General features: G+C 47.0%; 22 protein-coding genes. 7 read left to right on the forward strand and 15 right to left on the reverse strand.

All coding sequences use genetic code 11. From position 1 onward, the window contains the following. Positions 1-42: 42 nt before the first annotated feature. Complete coding sequence (locus tag QUB66_RS14400; protein ID WP_265237883.1) at positions 43-942, reverse strand: nuclear transport factor 2 family protein; 900 nt, start codon at positions 940-942, stop codon at positions 43-45. Between the two features lie 212 nt (positions 943-1,154). On the opposite strand from QUB66_RS14400, the gene murG reads away from it, so the two are divergent. Next, on the forward strand, positions 1,155-2,219 hold the full coding sequence (murG, locus tag QUB66_RS14405) for an undecaprenyldiphospho-muramoylpentapeptide beta-N-acetylglucosaminyltransferase (protein WP_332968386.1): 1,065 nt from the start codon (positions 1,155-1,157) through the stop codon (positions 2,217-2,219). Between the two features lie 249 nt (positions 2,220-2,468). Here murG and QUB66_RS14410 read toward each other — a convergent pair whose 3' ends face one another. From QUB66_RS14410 to QUB66_RS14435, 6 genes are all read right to left on the reverse strand, one after another. Then, positions 2,469-2,672: a hypothetical protein gene (locus QUB66_RS14410; protein WP_332968385.1), complete on the reverse strand. Its 204-nt coding sequence runs from the start codon at positions 2,670-2,672 to the stop codon at positions 2,469-2,471. Beyond that, the gene (locus QUB66_RS14415; protein ID WP_332968383.1) at positions 2,656-3,105 is read right to left on the reverse strand and encodes a Panacea domain-containing protein; all 450 of its coding nucleotides are present in this window, start codon (positions 3,103-3,105) and stop codon (positions 2,656-2,658) included. The genes QUB66_RS14410 and QUB66_RS14415 overlap by 17 nt, the downstream gene beginning before the upstream one ends. Before the next feature lie 55 nt (positions 3,106-3,160). After that, positions 3,161-3,757 carry an urease accessory protein UreG gene (gene ureG / locus QUB66_RS14420; RefSeq protein ID WP_194008569.1) on the reverse strand — a complete coding sequence of 199 codons (597 nt, stop codon included), beginning with the start codon at positions 3,755-3,757 and terminating at the stop codon, positions 3,161-3,163. A gap of 117 nt (positions 3,758-3,874) precedes the next feature. Beyond that, positions 3,875-4,588: an urease accessory protein UreF gene (locus QUB66_RS14425; protein ID WP_332968381.1), complete on the reverse strand. Its 714-nt coding sequence runs from the start codon at positions 4,586-4,588 to the stop codon at positions 3,875-3,877. 116 nt (positions 4,589-4,704) lie between these two features. Continuing rightward, positions 4,705-5,142, reverse strand: coding sequence for an urease accessory protein UreE (gene ureE / locus QUB66_RS14430; protein WP_332968380.1), 438 nt, complete (start codon positions 5,140-5,142; stop codon positions 4,705-4,707). A gap of 257 nt (positions 5,143-5,399) precedes the next feature. Beyond that, complete coding sequence (locus QUB66_RS14435; protein ID WP_332968378.1) at positions 5,400-5,891, reverse strand: DUF4168 domain-containing protein; 492 nt, start codon at positions 5,889-5,891, stop codon at positions 5,400-5,402. A 660-nt stretch (positions 5,892-6,551) separates the two neighbouring features. Here QUB66_RS14435 and QUB66_RS14440 point away from each other — a divergent pair. Genes QUB66_RS14440 through QUB66_RS14450 form a run of 3 tightly spaced genes read left to right on the forward strand, consistent with a single transcriptional unit; the run spans position 6,552 to position 7,862 of the window. Further along, the gene (locus QUB66_RS14440) at positions 6,552-6,929 is read left to right on the forward strand and encodes a hypothetical protein (RefSeq protein ID WP_332968376.1); all 378 of its coding nucleotides are present in this window, start codon (positions 6,552-6,554) and stop codon (positions 6,927-6,929) included. A gap of 13 nt (positions 6,930-6,942) precedes the next feature. Continuing rightward, positions 6,943-7,368, forward strand: coding sequence for a DoxX family protein (locus tag QUB66_RS14445; protein WP_265237874.1), 426 nt, complete (start codon positions 6,943-6,945; stop codon positions 7,366-7,368). Next, positions 7,365-7,862 carry a DUF4385 domain-containing protein gene (locus QUB66_RS14450; protein WP_332968375.1) on the forward strand — a complete coding sequence of 166 codons (498 nt, stop codon included), beginning with the start codon at positions 7,365-7,367 and terminating at the stop codon, positions 7,860-7,862. Before QUB66_RS14445 ends, QUB66_RS14450 begins: the two co-directional genes overlap by 4 nt. A 254-nt stretch (positions 7,863-8,116) precedes the next feature. Here the strand turns inward: QUB66_RS14450 and QUB66_RS14455 are convergent, their stop codons facing one another. The 5 genes from QUB66_RS14455 to QUB66_RS14475 form a co-directional block, all read right to left on the reverse strand. Continuing rightward, positions 8,117-8,584 carry a regulatory protein RecX gene (locus QUB66_RS14455; protein ID WP_332968373.1) on the reverse strand — a complete coding sequence of 156 codons (468 nt, stop codon included), beginning with the start codon at positions 8,582-8,584 and terminating at the stop codon, positions 8,117-8,119. A 90-nt stretch (positions 8,585-8,674) separates the two neighbouring features. Then, on the reverse strand, positions 8,675-9,082 hold the full coding sequence (locus QUB66_RS14460) for an AbrB family transcriptional regulator (protein ID WP_106149805.1): 408 nt from the start codon (positions 9,080-9,082) through the stop codon (positions 8,675-8,677). 335 nt (positions 9,083-9,417) lie between these two features. Continuing rightward, a complete protein-coding gene (locus tag QUB66_RS14465; protein ID WP_332968372.1) occupies positions 9,418-9,621 on the reverse strand; it encodes a hypothetical protein in 204 nt (67 codons plus the stop codon). Positions 9,622-9,803: 182 nt separating this feature from the next. After that, complete coding sequence (locus QUB66_RS14470; RefSeq protein ID WP_332968370.1) at positions 9,804-9,977, reverse strand: hypothetical protein; 174 nt, start codon at positions 9,975-9,977, stop codon at positions 9,804-9,806. 45 nt (positions 9,978-10,022) lie between these two features. Continuing rightward, positions 10,023-10,208, reverse strand: a complete 186-nt coding sequence (locus QUB66_RS14475) for a hypothetical protein (RefSeq protein ID WP_332968368.1) — start codon at positions 10,206-10,208, stop codon at positions 10,023-10,025. On the opposite strand from QUB66_RS14475, the gene QUB66_RS14480 reads away from it, so the two are divergent. Together QUB66_RS14480 and QUB66_RS14485 are read left to right on the forward strand one after the other, a co-directional pair. Beyond that, positions 10,197-10,406: a hypothetical protein gene (locus QUB66_RS14480; RefSeq protein WP_332968365.1), complete on the forward strand. Its 210-nt coding sequence runs from the start codon at positions 10,197-10,199 to the stop codon at positions 10,404-10,406. The genes QUB66_RS14475 and QUB66_RS14480 overlap by 12 nt on opposite strands. Next, complete coding sequence (locus QUB66_RS14485) at positions 10,403-10,549, forward strand: hypothetical protein (protein ID WP_265237859.1); 147 nt, start codon at positions 10,403-10,405, stop codon at positions 10,547-10,549. The genes QUB66_RS14480 and QUB66_RS14485 overlap by 4 nt, the downstream gene beginning before the upstream one ends. Here the strand turns inward: QUB66_RS14485 and QUB66_RS14490 are convergent. From QUB66_RS14490 to QUB66_RS14500, 3 genes are all read right to left on the reverse strand, one after another. Next, on the reverse strand, positions 10,517-12,166 hold the full coding sequence (locus QUB66_RS14490; RefSeq protein WP_332968363.1) for a CHAT domain-containing protein: 1,650 nt from the start codon (positions 12,164-12,166) through the stop codon (positions 10,517-10,519). The two genes, QUB66_RS14485 and QUB66_RS14490, sit on opposite strands and share 33 nt — an antisense overlap. 4 nt (positions 12,167-12,170) lie before the next feature. Further along, positions 12,171-12,425 (reverse strand): hypothetical protein, encoded by a 255-nt coding sequence (locus QUB66_RS14495; RefSeq protein ID WP_265237856.1) that lies wholly within the window; start codon positions 12,423-12,425, stop codon positions 12,171-12,173. 1,201 nt (positions 12,426-13,626) lie between these two features. After that, positions 13,627-13,821: a hypothetical protein gene (locus tag QUB66_RS14500; protein ID WP_332968361.1), complete on the reverse strand. Its 195-nt coding sequence runs from the start codon at positions 13,819-13,821 to the stop codon at positions 13,627-13,629. A 257-nt stretch (positions 13,822-14,078) separates the two neighbouring features. Here QUB66_RS14500 and QUB66_RS14505 point away from each other — a divergent pair, with 257 nt between their 5' ends. Further along, the gene (locus QUB66_RS14505) at positions 14,079-19,328 is read left to right on the forward strand and encodes a cadherin-like domain-containing protein (protein WP_332971246.1); all 5,250 of its coding nucleotides are present in this window, start codon (positions 14,079-14,081) and stop codon (positions 19,326-19,328) included. The last annotated feature ends 266 nt before the right edge of the window (positions 19,329-19,594 follow it).

Below are 19,594 nucleotides of genomic sequence, written 5' to 3' on the forward strand. Positions count from 1 at the left end.
ATGCCCCATGCCCCATGCCCCATGCCCATAACACCTATTTTATTATTTGACAACCCGCAATCGCACACTAACCATTGCAATTCCGCCTTGTCGCATCAAAACTGCTGAAATCCAGCGATTTTCAGGAGTAGCCGGAGCTTTACCTACTTTAAAAATTCCCCCGGAATTCAGCAAATCTAGATCGAGTTCTGCGGATTTGAAAAATGTTTTTTCGTTAACTGGTTCCTCCAAAATAGTTCCGATTAAAATGTCATTGCCGATCGGCTCTAGAACAATGGCATCAAAATGGTACTCTTCGCCCACCTTCACTTGCTCCGGCACATTCAATTGAATTGTTGGAGGATTTTTACCAGAACTGATCTGATTTTGTTCTGCTAAAATCTCTTGTTTAACTATTTTTTCACCCTCAAAGCGCTGCTGAGAACGGATGGTAGCTTTGAGATTTAATTCTCTACCATCCTGCTTCTGAGTGCCGGCAATTGTAGTTATGGTTTCAGCGATAATCGCGCTACCTTCGGTTTTCCAAGATTTGAGTTCGGTGCGGTAATTCAAATTCGGATATCGCTGCCAGAGTTGGATCAGAGCTTTTTCCATGCTTTGGCTGTTTAATCCGTCAGAATGAGTAAAATTCTGGCTGTAAAATGCCATTACTGCTTTGATATCGCGCCGGTTGGCTGCTGCGTCAATTTCTGTTAGCAGTTTCGTGAGTGGGGCTGGGGCATTGGCTGGGGTTTGGGCGACGATCGCCTGGGGAGTCGCTGCGATCGCCCTGACAGCACTCGGATGCAGCACGCCAGCACTTACCACTGTTAAACATAACAACATTTGAGCGATCGACTGGCCGCCGTTAAAACCAAATACGATCGGGCGATCGGCTTTTTCGTCCCGACGGCTGCAAAAATACTGAGATACACTTGGCACTAAATTCAACAAATTACGCATTAGATGATACTTTGGTTATTTGTCAGGGGTCGCGGCGCGGGCAATTGTTCGCCTGCAACGAAAACTGACAACGGAAGGAGGGACACGGCACAATCTAATTTTAGATGGCTGATTGAAAATTGGCTGAAACTGCCGGAATAATAAGCATAATAGTCTAAAACCTCTAATCTAAAATCGATCGACCTGTGGAACTTGTAAAAGAGACAAATACCTTGACAAAAGCCCCCCTGCGGTTGTTGGTTGCAGCTAGCGGTACCGGAGGACATTTATTTCCAGCGATCGCCACCGCCGCCGAGTTGGCCGACTGTCACATCGAATGGCTGGGAGTCCCAGACCGCATGGAAACGCAGTTAGTTTCATCACTTTACCCCCTCCACACGATCGCCGTCGAAGGCTTTCAGCAGCGATTTGGACTCGGTACAGCGCGCATTTTGGGCGGACTGATCGGCTCGATCCTTCAGGTGCGAAAGTTGCTCAAAGAAGGAAATTTTCAGGGAGTGTTTACTACAGGCGGTTACATCGCAGCACCGGCAATTTTGGCGGCTCGCTCTTTGGGTTTGCCGGTGATTCTCCACGAATCTAACGCAATTCCTGGGAAGGTGACGCGGTGGTTTAGTCCTTTTTGCACTGCTGTGGCGATCGGATTTGCAGCAGCAGCGAAGCATTTACCCCGCGCGAAAACCGTGGTTGCTGGTACGCCGGTGCGATCGCAATTCCTCGCCCCTCAACCTCTAAAGTTACCAATTCCTGACAGCGTACCTGTAATTTTAGTCATGGGCGGCTCTCAAGGCGCTGTCGCAGTCAATCAGTTAGTGCGCGAGTGTGCTCCGGCTTGGTTTGAGGCTGGTGCTTGGGTAATTCACCTCACCGGAAATAATGACCCAGATGCTGAGAGTTTGAAGCACGAGCAATATTTGTCAATGCCATTTTACGACAATGTGGCGAGTTTGTTGCAGCGAGCAAATATCGCAATTAGTCGATCGGGCGCTAGTGCTCTGACAGAATTAGCTGTTACCGGAGTACCTTCTATTTTAATTCCTTTTCCTTACGCCGCAGACGACCACCAAAGATTTAATGCCGAAGTATTTGCCGCATCAGGAGCCGCCGCAGTATTCCGTCAAAGCGAACTCACAGCAGAGGTATTGCAAAGCAAAGTGCTGTATTTGTTAAAAGATTCCGAATATTTGGCCAAAATGTCTCAAGCTGCTGCTCACTTAGCGGTGACAGACAGTGCGGAACGTTTGGCAAATTTAGTCAGGGAATTGTTAAGTCGGTAGTAAAAATTTGACATCGCTACTAATTTAACGAGACATTTTTTAATGAGGGTAAAGCGTAAAGTCTCTATCCAGCCAAATAATATAAAGCACAGCCCCATCTCGATAACCAACCATCGGAGCCATCCCGCAAAACCGAAAAGCAATAAAATTTACATCATCCTTAAGATGGCTAGGAATAGCCACTCTAATGGAACTTTTAGCAATCTTCTCATAGCCAGAGCCGTGACGGCCAGAAGCATTAATCTGGCTTCAGGTAAGCTGACTTAACTTGTAGAGCGTATCTGCAAAAGCTGCCTTTTCATCTTTTGTACATTGAGAAAGAGAGTAATCTTTATTCATGTATCGCAAAGAAAATAAAGGCGACTGCTGCTCTGGCCCTAAATCAACAGTTTCCCTAGCTGAAATCTTGGTTCTTTTTTCTTGGCGCTGATTTGCCTTAAACTGCTTCTTCAAAATTGAGTTGAGTCTTGAAGTATTCCTGAAGCGATTGATGAGTAATTGTACCGCTATTTTGAGCGGCAAGTTTCCAGGGATATTCTTCTTGCGTCATGTTGCGTAACTTCCATGCAGCAAACTGCCCAAACACGGAGTAAACTTCATCAAGTAGGCTCTTAGTTTTTTCGTCATAAATCGAAAAGTCTATATCTTCAGGACATGGAATTGCACCAGCACCATACTTTTTATAGTGACGGTATAAATCAGGAACAACCGGCCCGTGAGTCCATGCTTCTATCGCTTCAGGAAATAGCGGTTCATCGTACAAAGCTAAATGAAACCCTTGAGCATAGTAAAGCAATTTCTGAAGTTTGAGATTAGATATCAGATCGCCAGCATCTTCACTTACCTGAGCCAAAAAGTATTTGGCTGCATCATCACAACTCAGCATAACTTACTTGGTTATCATTAAACGGCTGATTTCCATCATACTAGATTCGATCGCCCTAGGCGACATTCAGCTTCACAAAATCAACCACCGACGCTAAACCATCCTTCGTCTTCAAATTAGTAAAAACAAAAGGTTTCTCCCCGCGCATCTTTTTAGCATCCCGTTCCATCACACCCAAATCTGCTCCCACAAACGGCGCGAGGTCTATTTTATTAATCACTAACAAATCCGATTTAGTAATTCCCGGCCCGCCCTTGCGCGGAATTTTATCACCCGCAGCCACATCGATTACATAAATTGTCAAATCCACCAATTCCGGGCTAAAAGTCGCCGCCAAATTGTCGCCGCCGCTTTCGACAAAGACTAAATCTAAATCAGTGAATTTGTGTTCTAACTCTTCTATCGCTACCAAGTTGATCGAAGCATCTTCGCGGATGGCTGTGTGGGGACAGCCGCCAGTTTCTACGCCCAAAATGCGATCGCTCTCCAAAGCTTGACTCCGAACCAAAAACTGTGCATCTTCCTGAGTATAGATATCATTAGTCACCACAGCAATCTGGTACTGCTGTCGCAGCGCCTTACACAAAGCATCAAGCAAAGCAGTTTTCCCCGAACCAACCGGGCCAGCAATTCCTACACGAAAAGCACTCATAATTATTTTGGTAATTGGGCATCGGGCATCGGGCATTGGGCATAGTTTCTTTTTCTTCCTTCTTCCTTCTTGCTTCTTGCTTCTTGCTTCTTGCTTCTTCCTTCTTCCTTCCAATTTTCAACTCCGAAACAACCGAGTGTACTGAGTTTCGTGCGCCATGCTAGCCAGTCCCAATCCCCAACTACAACTAGCAAGATCATCATCTTCTAATTGTAAAACTTCTCGCGCCGTAGAGTTAATTTGAAACTGTAAATCTAACAACAACTGCTGGCCCGCAGTTTGACCGAGGGGAATCAATTTCACGCCCGCACCCGCCAAATTTGCAGCCCAACTATACAAATATCCTACCACGGCCGCTTCCTCTTCAATCTGCCAACAGGCCGCCGCTATCCCAAAGCCGATCGCAAAATTGCACGGATTGCCGCCAACTTCCACCAAATCTTTTACAATTGTTGTTAATCCAGAAACAACGGGCGATTCCCTGCGGGATAGCTTCGCTTCACGCAAATCCAGCAATAACCGGGTCAAAGTCCGTCCCATTTGCCAACTTTGCAAGCGCAACTCTTCACTTTCCTTAGCAGCAGTCGCCCAAGCATTCCAATAACTCAAAGCCCTCAAATCCCCAATCTGGGCAGCCCTCAAAGCCCGTATCGCCACAGCAGCTTCTACTCGCACCGCCCCGAATTTCAGCGAATTTTCTAACCAATTCCTCAAACTAATCTCGCTGTCGATCGCACCCGCTTCTACCAGACTCTCAATTCCCTCAGAATAACTATAAGCTCCCACAGGTGCAAAAGCTAACTGCAACAAACATAAAAGTTGATTGTTCACTGTTGACTGTTGACTGTTCACTGTTCACTGTTGTTATTTGTTATTTGTTATTTGTTGGTTTCAATGCCCAATTCCCCATTCCCCATTCCCAATGCCCAATTCCCCATTCCCAATTCCTAATGGTTGTGTCCGTAAGCCCCAGTTTCTGGCTGAAATGGCACAACTTCTGCTATTACCTCCAAACCCATTTTTTCCAGCATTCCCTGCAAAACAGCATCGGGAGAAAACCTTAAATAATTATCAGTAACTTCTAAAGCTACGTGGCGGTTGCCTAAATGATACGCAGCCCGCATCAGTAGCAGTGGACTTGAAGCGCGTACCGTCAGCACCGATTCAGGTTTTGCTGTCACCAATACCAAGCAGCTACCGTCTTCCGACTGCAATAAATCTCGATCGCGCAATACCGTACCTCTGGGCAAACTCAGGTGCAGTTTTTCGCCACCTTCTGTCTCGAATTGGTGGCGGCTGCGAGTGCGATCGTCCGCTGTCATCGGTAAACTAAAGTTGACAACAGCATCGGGATTTCCAGGCAAATGTTTTGTGAAAGTTAGCATTTGTCTATTCTATTCCTCAAAGGAATTCACTTCACATCTAGTTTTTGAGGAATATCTTTTTTAACTCTAATTGCGATCGACAGCGAGTTACAAAATTGTGATCTCTCTGAACCGCTCCCGTCCTTGCATACCATGTTTTGCTCGTTTTGTCAAGCAATTTATTACAGGCGATCGTCATTTTTTCAAAAATGATTGCATACCGTCCAGTAACTCAAACAATAGAACGGGAGAGGAAGAAAGACTCAAACGCATCGATTTTATTGATTGCCCGCTTGTTGCAGCCGCAGCAGCTCAGCTTGAATTCGCTGTTTAACTGCCGGATTCGCTTGCTGGAGCAAAGTGAGCTGGTTGAAGCGACTCACTGTCAAACCATTGGTTTCGATAATTTTTTTAGCTTGTTGGCAATAATTCACCGCCACGCCACGCATACCTCCAGATAGGCTGTTAATTCCCTGAGTTTCGTTACAGACTATTCTAGGAACCGAGCCTCCAGTCATTCCTTTGATTTCCTTAATAGTTTCCAGCCGTCCGGGTTCTATTCCCAATACAGAGCGAGCATAGCTAGTAATTTCGGTGTTGCTAATCTCTTGAGCTTGGGCGGCCGCTCCGAAAACAAGGCTTGGGGATTGTGCGTACAAGTCAGGGGCCCATCCGCTAGCCAAAGCTGCTGCGGAAATAATGCCTGCGAACAGCGATTGCCGCAGCATCCGGTTTAGGCGAAATTTAGAGGTGTTGGTTAAGGTGTTCATGGTCGTCGGTGATTGCTTGCGTGTAAATAAAAATGACACAGCGCTGGGAGGCTCAATCTTTTTGAATCATGTGGTGGCTAAAAAGTTCCTGCCCTTGAGTGACAATTTTTAATTTAAGCAGGAAGATTTGCTAGTTGATCGGGCAATTCCCTACGGGATAGCTACGCTTTACGACTTTTTAGCAATTTCGTTCACTTGACCCATTCTAACATCTCTGGGAAGTTGACAGAACACAAAATTTAAACGGTAATTTTCATTAGAGAGCGTTCCCCAATTGCCTCTACCAAATAATTCTCAAAACTTAAATATTAAATAATTCTAAAAGTCCTTGACAAATCCCTCACATTAATAAATCAAATTAAGGTGCGATCGCCTGCAAGTCATACAATTTGAGATTTGAGATTTGGGAATGACGTATCAAATAAGGGTTTTGAGCGCGAGGCTACAATTGCCTTCAGTGTTGAAACTGGTGTCAAATTTAGCAGCAATCGCACTCATCAATGCCCTCAAAAATAGGAATAACGCTAGGGGACTAAAGAAACCGGGTTTTTTCGGGAGTTTCAGGATTTGAACCAAATATTTGGGTTCAAAACCCGGTTTCTGACCAAGCGAGTCCGATCGCGAACTAAAGAATTTATGTAATGTTAAGCTACTGCGGATTTGTCGATCGAGAAAATCCCCTCCTGGTTTGGCGCACTCAGTGAACCCGAACCCGAACCAACGTCAATTTTACTACCCGAAGACAGAGGCAGCAGCAGGCAACTAGACATTAAAATCGTCCTATCAAAACACGCGCTATCTGTTGTCGGCAATCACCTGGAGGCCTTCGATTCGAGCCCCGCTTCCTCAAGTTTCGGGCCCGAAAAGCTTGTCTCCGACTTACCCAAAAACCTGGTTGTTATCCAAAATATCCTTACAGCCACTGGAAGACTAGAAAAACCCGGAAGTCGTGAACTTTTGTTCATCAGTTTTCTTGTCATTGCGATCGCATATCGCGAATTTTGGCAAGCGTTTTCGCAGCAAGTTAACAATTATTAATTACCGATTTCCCATGAAAGCTCAAAAAGAAATTTGGCGAGTCATCCTCGCAGTAGCTATCAGTACCGTAGGCGTGCTGCACTTTGCAGTGCCCGCACCTTTTATCAGAATCATGCCGCCCCAGCTTCCTTACCCGGAAGCATTGGTCTATATCAGCGGTTTTTTCGAGATTTTGGGCGGGATTGGGCTGTTAGTTCCGCCAGTTAGCAGAGCGGCCGCGTGGGGATTAATTGCCTTATTTATTGCCGTGTTTCCGGCTAATATCAATCAAGCCGTCAACAGCATACCCATAGAAGGGATTCCCGACAACCCATTAGTGTATTGGTTCAGGCTGCCTTTTCAAGCCGTTTTGATTGCTTGGGCCTGGGTTTATACCAAACCAGACGAAAGTAAACCACGGGCTTCTATAATCCCAGATACGACAAAAAACGCCCCATGAAGCAGTTCGACTACCATGCGGATTTTAAGAGCATCGACTTTCGACAGCATCCAGAACTTTATTGCGTGGGGAAAGGAGAACAGGGAGTGCTGTTGGTGGAACCCTACAAAGGAGAAATTCTACCTTTCTGGAGATTTAAGACTCCTGAAATTGCCAGGGAGTCCAGCAGCAAAATTTACTCGTTATTTTTAGAGTATCTCGATCGCGAAAATTTTGTGGGAGCGGACATGGCGCGCAAGTTCTTGCAAATGGGGTATACTCGATCGCGCCGCTACGCCAACCACAAAAGCGGTAGAAAATACAAGCACAACCCTCAGAAAATGGAGTCTGTTGCAGAGCAAACCGCAGCTAGAAAAGATATTTTACCGCTAGAAGCAGATCCGGTGAAAGCAGAATCGGCCGCCATTTTTCAAGAGAAATGGATGCTGGCCAAAACTAACGAGAAATATCTCCAGCTTTTAGCTCGACACCGGCAGATGTACGAATCTTCTTGATGCAAGTCTGAGGATAGATCTACACTTACCAAAAACTCAGAACTCACAATTTAGCCCCCAGGACAGCAGTACAGTTGTGTGGGAGGATCTCTTTCGGAGAGTAAAAAATCTTTTCTAGGAGTGCGAGCGGGACGATCGCTATATATATACGTATAGCTAGCATCGCGCTCGCACTCCCTGTAAATTCAAAACTGAGAAGCTCCCAGTTGTGCTTGCCTATCTAGGAACCGCGCAAATTGGTGAGGTCATAAAATTTACTCATCATTTTCTTCTGTTTGCCACTGCCGCCACATTTCAAAGCCATTAAAGCCCCTGTATTGCAGGTAATTCAAGACTTTGCCCTTGGTTTTCGGATCTACTTTACCCCAAGTATCGATCTTGTATTTCCGCATCACTTTGGCTTTTAATTCGGCGAGTTTTGCGGCTTCCGAGTCCAGATTTTCGGCAATTTCTTCTTCCCAGACTTGCTCGAACAAATCGCTGGCAATTCCTTTTTGCAGGCACTTACGCTTGATTGCCGACTTCCCATATTTGCCTGTAGCAGAGGCGATCGAGTTTGCCACCAAGCGAGTGTCAGACTGATAGCCCCGGTCTTGAATTTGCGCGATCGCCTCCAATATTTCCTCATTGCCAAAACCTTTCTCTTGCCCCTTTTTTTGCAGTTCAGAGGCACTGTAGTCTTTGCGGGACAAGAGAAAATAGAAATAGTCAAGACAGCTCATCAGTTAAATCGAAGGGTAGCACGCAAATACTCATGTAGCGAATGCCAAATCCAGTAGCCTTGCTATCGGCCAACTGCATCGCGATCGCCTCTATTCTTCTGTATCCTCCTCTTCTTCCACTACCACATCCGGTCTGTCCGCATCGATCTGAATCAAGCGAATGTGCTTGTATCCGAGTTTAATTTCAAACTCGTCACCAGGCTTTAATCCCATTTCTTGGGTATAATTTGCCCCGATCACGATCGAGCCATTCTTGTGAACGCTAGCGCGATAACTCGCTTCTCGTCCGCGTCCGTCTGCTTTGGACTTCTCTAGCTCAATGCCCTTAGCAGCTAACACTGCATCGTAAAACTCAGCCAGATTAATCCGCGTTTCTCCACTCTTGCTGACTGTGAAGTAGCCGCAAAGCTTTGCAAGTTCTCTGCGCGGCAAATCGCTGCCTTTGATTTTTTGAAGCAGACCTTTTCCTGTTAAGGGTGCTGTAGCTGTTTCTGCCATTGACCGTACCTCGCTTATTGGAATTTACTTATATCAATTACAACACATTAGATGAACTTTGTTTCACTGTCAATACTAATTATTCTGAATATTAAGATTCTGGATAAATTTCTGCGACTTCAAGACCGGGGGTGCAAGTAAGGATGCTCGAAGGGCGATCTATTTGCTGCTCGCTGGTGATGCTTGCGTCAGCCTCACAGCGCGATCGCGCGGAGAATTATTGTCGCAAATTAAATGCTTTACTTTTTTACTGTAAAGTCTGTTCCCAACATTCACCAATCCCCGATCCTGTCTGCGGTCAAGGTAAAAAGCAAGACAGCCATGAATGAAAATACCTAGAGCGCTGCACAGGCAAATCTGCCGCCAGCAATTACTGGTGCGGGATTAAATTTTACCTCAACAAGGCGAGCCAGCACTTGTTCTCGATGCCACTGCCAGCTACTTGTAAACCCTGTTTTTCGGGCGGCTAATCCCTTCAAAACACCAAATACCCAAGAGCAATCTTTTATTAAGGTTTCGGCATATATAGCCTTTCTCAAAAAAGTGAGGTATGCCCATAGCCCATAGCCCTATCCACATAGCCCATAGCCCATAGCCGTTCGCGTACCTCATCTTTCTGAGAAAGGCTATATATAGCATCCACCCATCAGGGTTAGGACATTCTTAATGGCCCTTTCTCGATGGAGTCGATTGCTTCTGACTTCTGACTTCTGACTTCTTTTTACCCGCTCGCGCAGCCGTTATAGCCTTCTGCCTTCTGCCTTCTGCCTTTTGCCTTTTGCCTTCTGCCTTCTGCCTTCTGCCTTCTGCCTTCTGCCTTCTTCCTTCTTCCTTCAACATCTGCTATAACTTGCACAGAACGCAGTCCGGGGAAAACAATCCGGTAAAAAATCAAGGAAATTTCACCTGTTCGTTGAACGGGTTTGAGCTAAAACCAGACTTAATCGGCGCGGCGGCAGAAACATCGCGCAGCCACCACCAGAGGAATTAGCTGTACCAAAAAAATGTCTGTGATGTTCGAGGGGGAGAAGGGGATGGGCGACAATAACAAGGAATAGGGAATTAAAATAGACAATTTAAATACTGTAGAGCGATTTGTTTCGATCGCGCGAAATTGCTGCGCCACTCTTCACCCTTCGCCACTTTCTCAGTAGACTGCGATGGAGCGATCGGGAAAATCGTCCTCACAGGGCCCAAAGCCAGAGAATTTGACGTTATTTCCACAGGCGAATGGAAAAAGACCGAATTAAATGCAGTACAGCTTAAATATTTGATGCAACACAAATTAGCAGCCATTCCCGGCAGCGAGTTTTGGTCGAAATGATGGTAAGTCCCAGATGCGATCGAGCAGCAGCCGATCGCGAATTACCAAAGATCACCGCAGTTAATTTCGATCCCCAGCAAGCAGGTTCAAACTCAGGATGGCGATCGGTTTTAGTGGCGTTCTTGCAAGTAATTTTGCGATAGGGGAGTCCGTACCGCCGGCAGTAACTCTTCCGGTTTCGTGCCTCGTTGATTCCAGTGCCGCCACCCAAACAAGCCAGCACTCAAAGCAACGGGCAACAAGCAAAGCATCACTACCAGACCTTTTTGCAATCCCCATTGTTTTAAAGATTTCTGAGTCGGTGCAGTGGCGCGAGTTGCTTTGATCGCCGCAGACTCAGGATTAGGAATAGAGTTCGGTGAATTAGCAGCAGAAGATCGATCGTTCTGGTGAACCCAATCCTTGCGATCTGTTAATTGGTCGGGAAAATATTCCCAGACTTCGCCATCATCAGTATCTGACTCCTGCGGTTGATTGGCTGCGATTGGCGGGTATGGGGCGATCGTCGAGAGCGCAGATGGCGCCTTCCATTCTGTACCTGCTCCCGCCGTCGGCGTTCCCGGTAAGATTAAATTTTGCACCGCAGATCCGGATGGCGCGCCGGTCAGATAGCCGTCAAAGTCCGGGTGCTGGTAAAGAATCGGCAAAGCCCAGTATAACTGATGAGAACCGTAGGCAGAAATTAGTCCCGCCCTGGCCCGACTCAGGCTGAGATCGACTGGATAGCCTTGATTCAGGTTGCGGTAAAACAGTCGCGTCAGAGTTAGGGCTACATCGTCGGGAATGCTTTCTGCCATTGCTAGCACTGCTGGAATGCCCCGCTTGACTAAAGCTGCGGTTAAATTGCGTTCCGGGCTGTCGTCCCCGATGTCTGAGGGGTCGCCGTAGGCCCCGCGGCAGGAATTGAACACGGCCATCTGAATGCCGTTGTTGACGAGCAATCCGGCTAAGTCGTCGCCACTCAAGGTTTCGGTTAACCCGGTGCGACTGCTGACTAGGTAGAGTTCGCCGCCCCTAGAACCTAAGTTGCTGTGGCCTGCGTAGTGCAAGACTTGGTAGTGTCCTTGTTCTAGGGCTTGGGTAAGCTGTTCTCGATCGGGCTGTTCGAGAATAGTCAGTTGAATTTCCGGGGAATGGGGGCTGTTTTTGAGGGGATTAGCGCTGCGGTTTTGCAGTTCTTGTTGCAGGTGGAGCACTTCTCGTTTGAGCTGCAAGCTGTCTTGATCGCTCGGAGAGGCGATCGCCACTAAAATTTTTAGTGGGCCGCTGCTAGGTACCATCCGGGTTTGTTTGAACAAACTTGTACCTGGTTGGTAGCGGGAAAATACGACATCGGTGCCGGTTGCCAAAGGGCGATCGTCCGCGTGCAGAACTTCCCACGGCAGCCGCGGTAAGTGCCTGCCTTTGAGTCCGAGGCGCAGTTGCAGCACTTCTCGGCGGTGCTGGGCGATGCCTTGAGCGCAAGTCCAGCTATCGCGCAAGTTTCCTTGAAACAGCCCGCTATATAATTGTTGCCCCAGGGCTACTAAATTCGGCGCTGAGTTTTTTGTGGATCGCCCAAGTCCGCGACCGGCACCGACTCCTTGGAATACGCCCACCATCGGGTCATTCATCAGTTGAGCAGAAAGTGCCAGCCATTGGTCGATCGGCCAGCGGACTTGTTGTTCTGCTAAGGGTACACCGGGTGCAACCTTTTCTGTCCGCACTAGATATTCGTCGTCGCCAACTGGGGTGACTGAGAGTTGAAATTCCTGGCTCACTGATTTAGCGCCCTCCCGCCTCAATTTTGAATATGCCTGCGTTTTTGCAGCTAGCAATCGCGATCGGCAAACTGATTTTTACTCTTTCAATCAAAGTTTCTGAATGCGCTTCCCCCGATCGGGCGATCGCTGGGTTCAAATATATTTCTTCAAACACTTTGAGGCTATAAAAGTTGTACTTTAATAACAGTTTATTAGTTTTGATTGCCCTATGGCTCGGTGAAAGCCGAATTTTCTCCAATCTTTCTATTTTGAACATTTTGCACCTCTACCGCAGACCCCTTTACCTTCGTCGGGAACTTGAGTTTGTCATTGCTCAGTAAAGTTAAATTGGAGGCACTTTACCAGGCGGATCTCTAGTTCTTATTAAAATTACTTCAGCTATCGCCCACCACTTTCAGGGCAATATCAGAGGTAAATTTGAGTATTTTTTTGGCGGTGGCGATCTGTCGCTGTGTCTTAACCGCTTATCCTCTACCATCAACCCCCCCATCTAAAATCTTGATTTTGTGTCAATTAATTAATTGGTCAGCCGGCGAGTCCTCATCCATAAGCCCTTCCCCTCATCCATCAGCCCTGAGTGGCGATCGCTAATCGATAGAGCGACCATCGAGGATTCCTCATCGATTATTGCTAATTTACCGCTTCTATGTTATAGATATTTTTAATTTAACTGTCTTAATCTAGTTAAAGTTAAGCAGGAAAAATCAAGTCAAGTATCCAAGAAGTTTTCAGAATACAACTGCTATCAAATATTCCCAGACTCTCCAGCAACCAGCATTTTGATCATCTAGACGGTTCAGCCTCATCCAGCCTCTTTATCGTAGAAATATTGGGAAAGGCAACTATAAACCTACAAATAAACCGGCTTTGTGATGCCCGCCAGGGGTCATTCGCGATCAAAATGCCGATCGATCTTGTAACTTTAACCCAAAATAATGCCAGTTTTAAAACGTAATGGAACTGTAGGCAAGCTTCAAGACTATACAAAATCGGTTATTACTCATGTCAAATCTCAAATCTCAAATTTATTATCTCAAGTCTCAAATTCCAAATATAAAATGGTATAAATTCCGTGTTTTTTACTGTGTTGTCGGATGTTTACAACCTGTCTTAAAATAGATATTTTTTGGCGTAATTTGTATTTTAATTGTGAACATAGCGGTTCTCAAAAAAGTGAGGTATGCCCCATGCCCTATGCCCCATGCCCTATGCCCTATGCCCTATGCTGGAAGCGTACCTGATATGAGAGCTTGAAAGGCTATATAATATTTTATCGGTTCGCGAGGCTGGCTCGAATCGAGATCAACTTGTACGACAGAAAATTAAAACAAATATTTGTCTGGGCCAAATATCTAAATTTTTTATTAATCATCGGGAACTAAAATTAGGAGCGTTTAGTCAGTGGCAAAAGAGATGCAAATCCTAAGTCAGGGAAGGATTTGCCAGAGCTGGGAGTGTTACGAAAAGTTAATGCAACCAGGCTCGATCGCAGGAAAAGCAAGGGTAAAATTTTGATAATAAAGGTTTTGGGTAGTTATGTGGGAGTTGTGAGTTGCGAGTTTAAATTCTGCTAATTCACTGTAGAAATTACGTAGAAAATCTACAATTCGGCGCACTTCGGTGCAGGTTACTGTAGAAATTACGGAGAACATCAAAAGTGATCTGCGTTTCCGCGCAGCAATTACGGTGTATGTGGCGGATCAATTATTTTTGGTGCACCATTGCAGAAGAGAAAACTCGCAACTGATGGAAATAACCCCTTGCAGTTTAAATAGCATCTACAAGTAGAAACGTGGGAAATCAGCTATAGCAGGCGAAAGTATGAAATTAAAATTTTCTGCTTCTACTGCCTCATCCTTGCTGATAAACTGACTCTAAGAAACTCAGCCCTTTTTTGGAAATATCAAAGATGAAAGAAGAAATCAATGTATCGGGAACACTTTTTCCCGATCGAGATGAAACACAAATTTCTGACCTAAAAGCAACCAGTTTGTTTGTACCGCCCGTGGATGATGAGCAGCCAAAACTCGTGTTTTCTGCCAGCGAACTCGCTCGACTAGCAGATTTTCGCAACTCCAGCGCGCTCGATTCCAATAGCGAGTTAGCCAAGTTAGTTGATGATGCGATCGGCCAAAACAGGGGCAGCACTAACGGCCAAGTTCCGAATCCGCCTAACGACGCATCCCCCAAAGTTACTGATGATAGCAAAATTGCTGAATTGAGCAGCGTACCCGAAGAAGGTGTGGGCGGCAAAAATGACAAAAAAGATGACAGCGACACTGATGGCAAGACGATCGAAGGCACGGATGATGATGACATAATTGTCGCCACCGGCGCTAACCAGTCGCTCTACGGCAAAAAAGGCAAAGACAAACTCAAAGGAAAGAGTGGCAAAAATAAACTCTATGGAGGCAAAGACGACGACGATTGCGCGGGCGGCGATGGCGATGACGAAATAAAAGGCGATCGCGGCGACGACACCGTTAACGGTGGCGAAGGCAACGATACCATCTACGGCGGCAAAGACAACGACACTCTTTCTGGCGGCAGTGGCAACGATACCTGCAAAGGCGATGACGGCAATGACTGGGTGCACGGCAACGAGGGCAATGATGACGTTGACGGTGGCAGCGGCACTGATACCGTCTACGGCGGCAAAGGCAACGACAAGTGCGAAGGCGGCGAAGGCAACGATATCGTCAGGGGCGATCGGGGCGAAGACAACGTTAGTGGCGGCGAAGGCAACGACACCGTTAACGGCGGCAAAGATAACGACACCGTGATGGGCGGTGCCGGCAGCGACGTTTGCGACGGCGACGACGGCGACGACAGCGTGATGGGCGACACCGGCAACGACACCTTGATGGGCGGTGCCGGCAATGACGCTTGCGATGGCGGCGAAGGCGACGACAGCGTGATGGGCGACACCGGCAACGACACCTTGATGGGCGGTGCCGGCAATGACGTTTGTGATGGTGGCGACGGCGACGACACCGTTGTCGCTGGCGACGGCGACGACACCTTGATGGGCGGTGTCGGCAACGATACCCTCGTTACTGGCGACGGTAATGACATGGCAGACGGCGGCGAGGGCGACGACAGCGTTGTCGGTGGCGGATCTGGCAACGATACGCTGATGGGTAATGCTGGCAACGATACGATCGTTGGCGGTACTGGCAACCATACCTGTACCGGCGGTGCTGGAAATGACGTTTTTGTCATGAGTAACATGACCGCTCCCGGTAGTTCAGTCATCACTGACTACACAGCAGGTAGTGACAAGTTTCTGTTGTCTGGCGACTTGAATTTTAGCAGCTTGTCCTTTGTACAAGTCGGCCTCAATACCGAAATTCGAGGCAGCAATAACTTTGTGCTGACGATATTGTTGAATATCAACGCCACGATTATCAAAGCTGGCGACTTTTTGGGAGTTACCGCTCCAACTACAACTCCAACTCCAGCTCTACCTGTAGTTTCAGCTCCAATTACAACTCCAACTCCAACCCCTCTGTCAGTGGTAGCTAATCCCCTGACTGTCGGTTCCGGTGGCAGCCAAACTACTATTACTTCTGACTTGTTGAAGGTTGTCGATGGCCCGGCAGGCCCTAGTGGCACTGTCTTCAAGCTAACGGAACTGCCTGATGCTAAAACCGGGCAACTATTCTTTAAGGGAGTAGCGGTAACAGCAATCGGTGTTACCTTCACTCAAGCAGACATTAACGCCGGTTTGTTAACTTTCCAAGCAGTATCTGGTTTTACGGGTAAGGCTGACATTAGTTTTGGTTTTGAATTTAGCCAAGGCACAAAGATTATCACCGGTCAGCGTTTTAACTTGAAAGTCGAGCAAACTACCTTTGATTTTACTGGCAGTACAGCTCCTCAAGTTATTGTCGGTTCGGTGACGCTGGATAACGACATCAAAGGCGGCGACGGTGACGATGACATTAAAGGCGGTAACAAGACAAACAAAATTAAAGGAGGCAAAGGCAAGGACAAAATTAAAGGCGGTGATGGCGAGAATGATATCGACGGCGGCGATGACGATGACGATATCGAAGGTGGTAAAGGCAAAAACAAACTCATCGGCGGTATTGGCAATGACAAAATTAAAGGCGGCGATGGCGATAGTGAGATCGACGGCGGCGAAGGAACCAATACTCTAATTGGGGGTGCTGGGAAGGATCGCTTTATTTATCGCACTTCCCGCGAAAAGATTAAAACAGTTGCAGAAGCTGACTTAATTACTGACTTTAATGTCGATGACGATGTTTTAGATTTGTCGGCGGCAGCTTTTGGTAATCTCAGCGTTGCCAGCTTGACTCGAGTGGCGATTACTGCTACTTCTGCTGTTGGGGCGATCGGCAGTGCTAACTTACTCGACTTCAGCGCTGATATCACCGTTACCAGCATCGCCACTTTACAAGCGCGGTTTGCTGCTTTGGGTGGCAACAGCGATGCGCCTACTTTCTGTCAGTTTACAGATGCTGATACTGGCCGTTCCGTGCTCGTATTTGCTGTTGGAGTGCGCTTTGAAGTTATCGCTAGTTTCTCGATCAAAATTAGCCTGCAAATCAAGAACTTTGTCTTCAGTGGCCCATCGCTAAATGTTCCTGTCGGTACTGACGGCCCGGATACTTTTAACTTCGGTACTTATCCCGTCGGAGTTAATTTTGATGCTAAAGCAGGCGATGACAACATTGTCGGCAGCAACTTTAACGATACCATCAAGGGCGGTGACGGCAGCGATACCATCACCGGCGGTCTCGGTGCTGATGTTTTGAGTGGTGGCACTGGCGCCAATCTCTTTGTTTACACGACAACTAAAGAAGGCGACGATAAAATTACCGACTTCAAATCTGGAACAGATAAATTCCAGTTTGTATCGAGCGAATTCGGCAATTTGACTACTACTAACTTTGACGGTGTTAGCGGTTCAACTCCTGACATTACCGGCAAAGAGTTAGTAATTTTCACTGGCGGAACCTATGCCAGTCTCGAAGCCGCGCAAGCTAAGGCTTTGGGCAGTTCAACAACTCCTGGTTTCTTCGCATATAACAATGCTGCGAACGAAACGGTGTTGGTGTTTGACTCGAATGGTACGCTTCCAGGTGGTTCGACAATTGTTGCGAATCTGGGTACGGCGGCGGGGACTTTGGGCACAGCAGACTTCTTGTTTACTGGTGCGACTGGTTCTGCTCCGACTGGTACTTCTACCAATTCAGGTAGCATTGTTGATTTAACTGCTGCTGGAAATACCTATCCGACTGGAAGCATTAATTTGGGTTCTGGTGCTGGCGGTTACAACTTCAGCACACCTGTCTTATTTACCGGAGATGCGGCTGCTAATAACGTCACTGGTACTGAATTTGCTGACATCCTGACTGGTGGTGGCGGTGCGGATATTCTGACTGGTGGTTCTGGTGCAGATATCTTTGCTTACAACGCTCCAGGTGAAGGCGGTGATACGATTACTGACTTTGCTTTTGGGGTTGACAAATTGCAGTTTACTGCGAATGCTTTCGGCAATTTCACTACCACTAATTTTGCCAGTGTGAGCGGTTCAGCTCCTGATATTACTGGTAAACAGTTAGTGATTTTCACTGACGGAAATTATTCGACGGTGGAAGCGGCTCAAGCTAAGGCTGTGGGCGCTTCTACAACTCCTGGTTTCTTCGTATTTACGAATACTGCGAGCGAAACGGTGTTGGTGTTTGACTCGAATGGTACAGCAGCAGGCGGTTTCACAACTGTTGCGAATCTGGGTACGGCTGCGGGGACTTTGGGCACAGCAGACTTCTTGTTTACTGGTGCGACTGGTTCTGCTCCGACTGGTACTTCTACCAATTCAGGTAGCATTGTTGATTTAACTGCTGCTGGAAATACCTATCCGACTGGAAGCATTAATTTGGGTTCTGGTGCTGGCGGTTACAACTTCAGCACACCTGTCTTATTTACCGGAGATGCGGCTGCTAATAACGTCACTGGTACTGAATTTGCTGACATCCTGACTGGTGGTGGCGGTGCGGATATTCTGACTGGTGGTTCTGGTGCAGATATCTTTGCTTACAACGCTCCCGGCGAAGGCGGTGATACGATTACTGACTTTGCTTTTGGGGTTGACAAATTGCAGTTTACTGCGAATGCTTTCGGCAATTTCACTACTACTAATTTTGCCAGTGTGAGCGGTTCAGCTCCTGATATTACTGGTAAACAGTTGGTGATTTTCACGGGCGGAAATTATTCGACGGTGGAAGCGGCTCAAGCTAAGGCTGTGGGCGGTTCTACAACTCCTGGTTTCTTCGTATTTACGAATACGTCGAGCGAAACGGTGTTGGTGTTTGACTCGAATGGTACAGCAGCAGGCGGTTTCACAACTGTTGCGAATCTGGGTACGGCTGCGGGGACTTTGGGCACAGCAGACTTCTTGTTTACTGGTTCGATCGCAAATTCTCCAACTGGTACTTCTACCAACTCAGGTAGCATTGTTGATTTAACTGCTAATCCGGGTACTTTCCCGACAACCGGAGTTTACGACTTTGGTTCAGGTGTGGGCGGTTACAACTTTACCACTCCTGTCTTGTTTACCGGCAATTCAACCGCGAATAACGTTACCGGCACAGAGTTCTCCGATATCTTGAATGGTGGATCTGGTTCCGATATTTTCAACGGTGGCGCTGGTAATGACAGCATCTCCGGCGGCGCTGGTAATGACAGCATCTTCGGCGGCGTGGGTAACGATACTATCAACGGCGGTGACGGGAATGATACTTTAATCGGCGGTTTGGGAACGAATGTTCTCAGCGGCGGGCTTGGTGCTGATGTGTTTGTGTTCACCGGAACTACTGCTGGTGGCGGGGATATCATTACCGATTACAGCATTGTTGATGATGTCATGAACATTGACAAGATTGCTTTTGCCGGGTTGGGATCGGGGCCTTTGGCTGCGAATTTCTACCTGTACAGCAGCACTGTTGCTACTGTAAGTGCGATCGAGTCATCGTTGACTGCACCGTCGATTATTGCTCTCTTCGATAGTGTGGCTAATACTACTAAGCTGTACTACGATAGCAACGGTTCTACGGTTGGTGGCAACAGTTTGTTTGCTACTGTCAATGTCGATTTGGGAGTTTCTGGTAATTCTGAATTGGTCTTGTTCTAAAGGGCAAGAATTCCGATCTGGATATCGAGGGTATGTGTGGGGACAAAGCAATGCTTTGTCCCAATAAAATAAGGACACAGCAATGCTGTGTCCTTATTTTTGTATTATGTTAAATAATTTATAGATTGTGCGATCGATTACGATAATAAAAACGGTTCGTTCGTAGTGCGGAGTTTAGTCCGCAATCCGGGAACGGACTAAACTCCGCACTACGAACCAATTTTAGATATGGCAATCTACCGGATGCGATATTAAGCGTAGATTCT

This window comes from Microcoleus sp. A2-C3, assembly GCF_036706065.1.
In the GTDB taxonomy this organism is placed as follows: domain Bacteria; phylum Cyanobacteriota; class Cyanobacteriia; order Cyanobacteriales; family Microcoleaceae; genus Microcoleus.

Excerpts from the sequence above, each read along its gene's own strand:
- QUB66_RS14435 (WP_332968378.1), bottom strand. The coding sequence starts at position 5,891 with ATGAACACCTTAACCAACACCTCTAAATTTCGCCTAAACCGGATGCTG.
- QUB66_RS14495 (WP_265237856.1), bottom strand. The coding sequence starts at position 12,425 with ATGTTCAAAATAGAAAGATTGGAGAAAATTCGGCTTTCACCGAGCCAT.
- QUB66_RS14455 (WP_332968373.1), bottom strand. The coding sequence starts at position 8,584 with ATGAGCTGTCTTGACTATTTCTATTTTCTCTTGTCCCGCAAAGACTAC.
- ureG (WP_194008569.1), bottom strand. The coding sequence starts at position 3,757 with ATGAGTGCTTTTCGTGTAGGAATTGCTGGCCCGGTTGGTTCGGGGAAA.
- QUB66_RS14450 (WP_332968375.1), top strand. The coding sequence starts at position 7,365 with ATGAAGCAGTTCGACTACCATGCGGATTTTAAGAGCATCGACTTTCGA.
- QUB66_RS14460 (WP_106149805.1), bottom strand. The coding sequence starts at position 9,082 with ATGGCAGAAACAGCTACAGCACCCTTAACAGGAAAAGGTCTGCTTCAA.
- QUB66_RS14485 (WP_265237859.1), top strand. The coding sequence starts at position 10,403 with ATGATGGTAAGTCCCAGATGCGATCGAGCAGCAGCCGATCGCGAATTA.
- ureE (WP_332968380.1), bottom strand. The coding sequence starts at position 5,142 with ATGCTAACTTTCACAAAACATTTGCCTGGAAATCCCGATGCTGTTGTC.
- QUB66_RS14500 (WP_332968361.1), bottom strand. The coding sequence starts at position 13,821 with ATGTTCTCCGTAATTTCTACAGTAACCTGCACCGAAGTGCGCCGAATT.
- QUB66_RS14445 (WP_265237874.1), top strand. The coding sequence starts at position 6,943 with ATGAAAGCTCAAAAAGAAATTTGGCGAGTCATCCTCGCAGTAGCTATC.
- QUB66_RS14505 (WP_332971246.1), top strand. The coding sequence starts at position 14,079 with ATGAAAGAAGAAATCAATGTATCGGGAACACTTTTTCCCGATCGAGAT.
- QUB66_RS14415 (WP_332968383.1), bottom strand. The coding sequence starts at position 3,105 with ATGCTGAGTTGTGATGATGCAGCCAAATACTTTTTGGCTCAGGTAAGT.
- QUB66_RS14400 (WP_265237883.1), bottom strand. The coding sequence starts at position 942 with ATGCGTAATTTGTTGAATTTAGTGCCAAGTGTATCTCAGTATTTTTGC.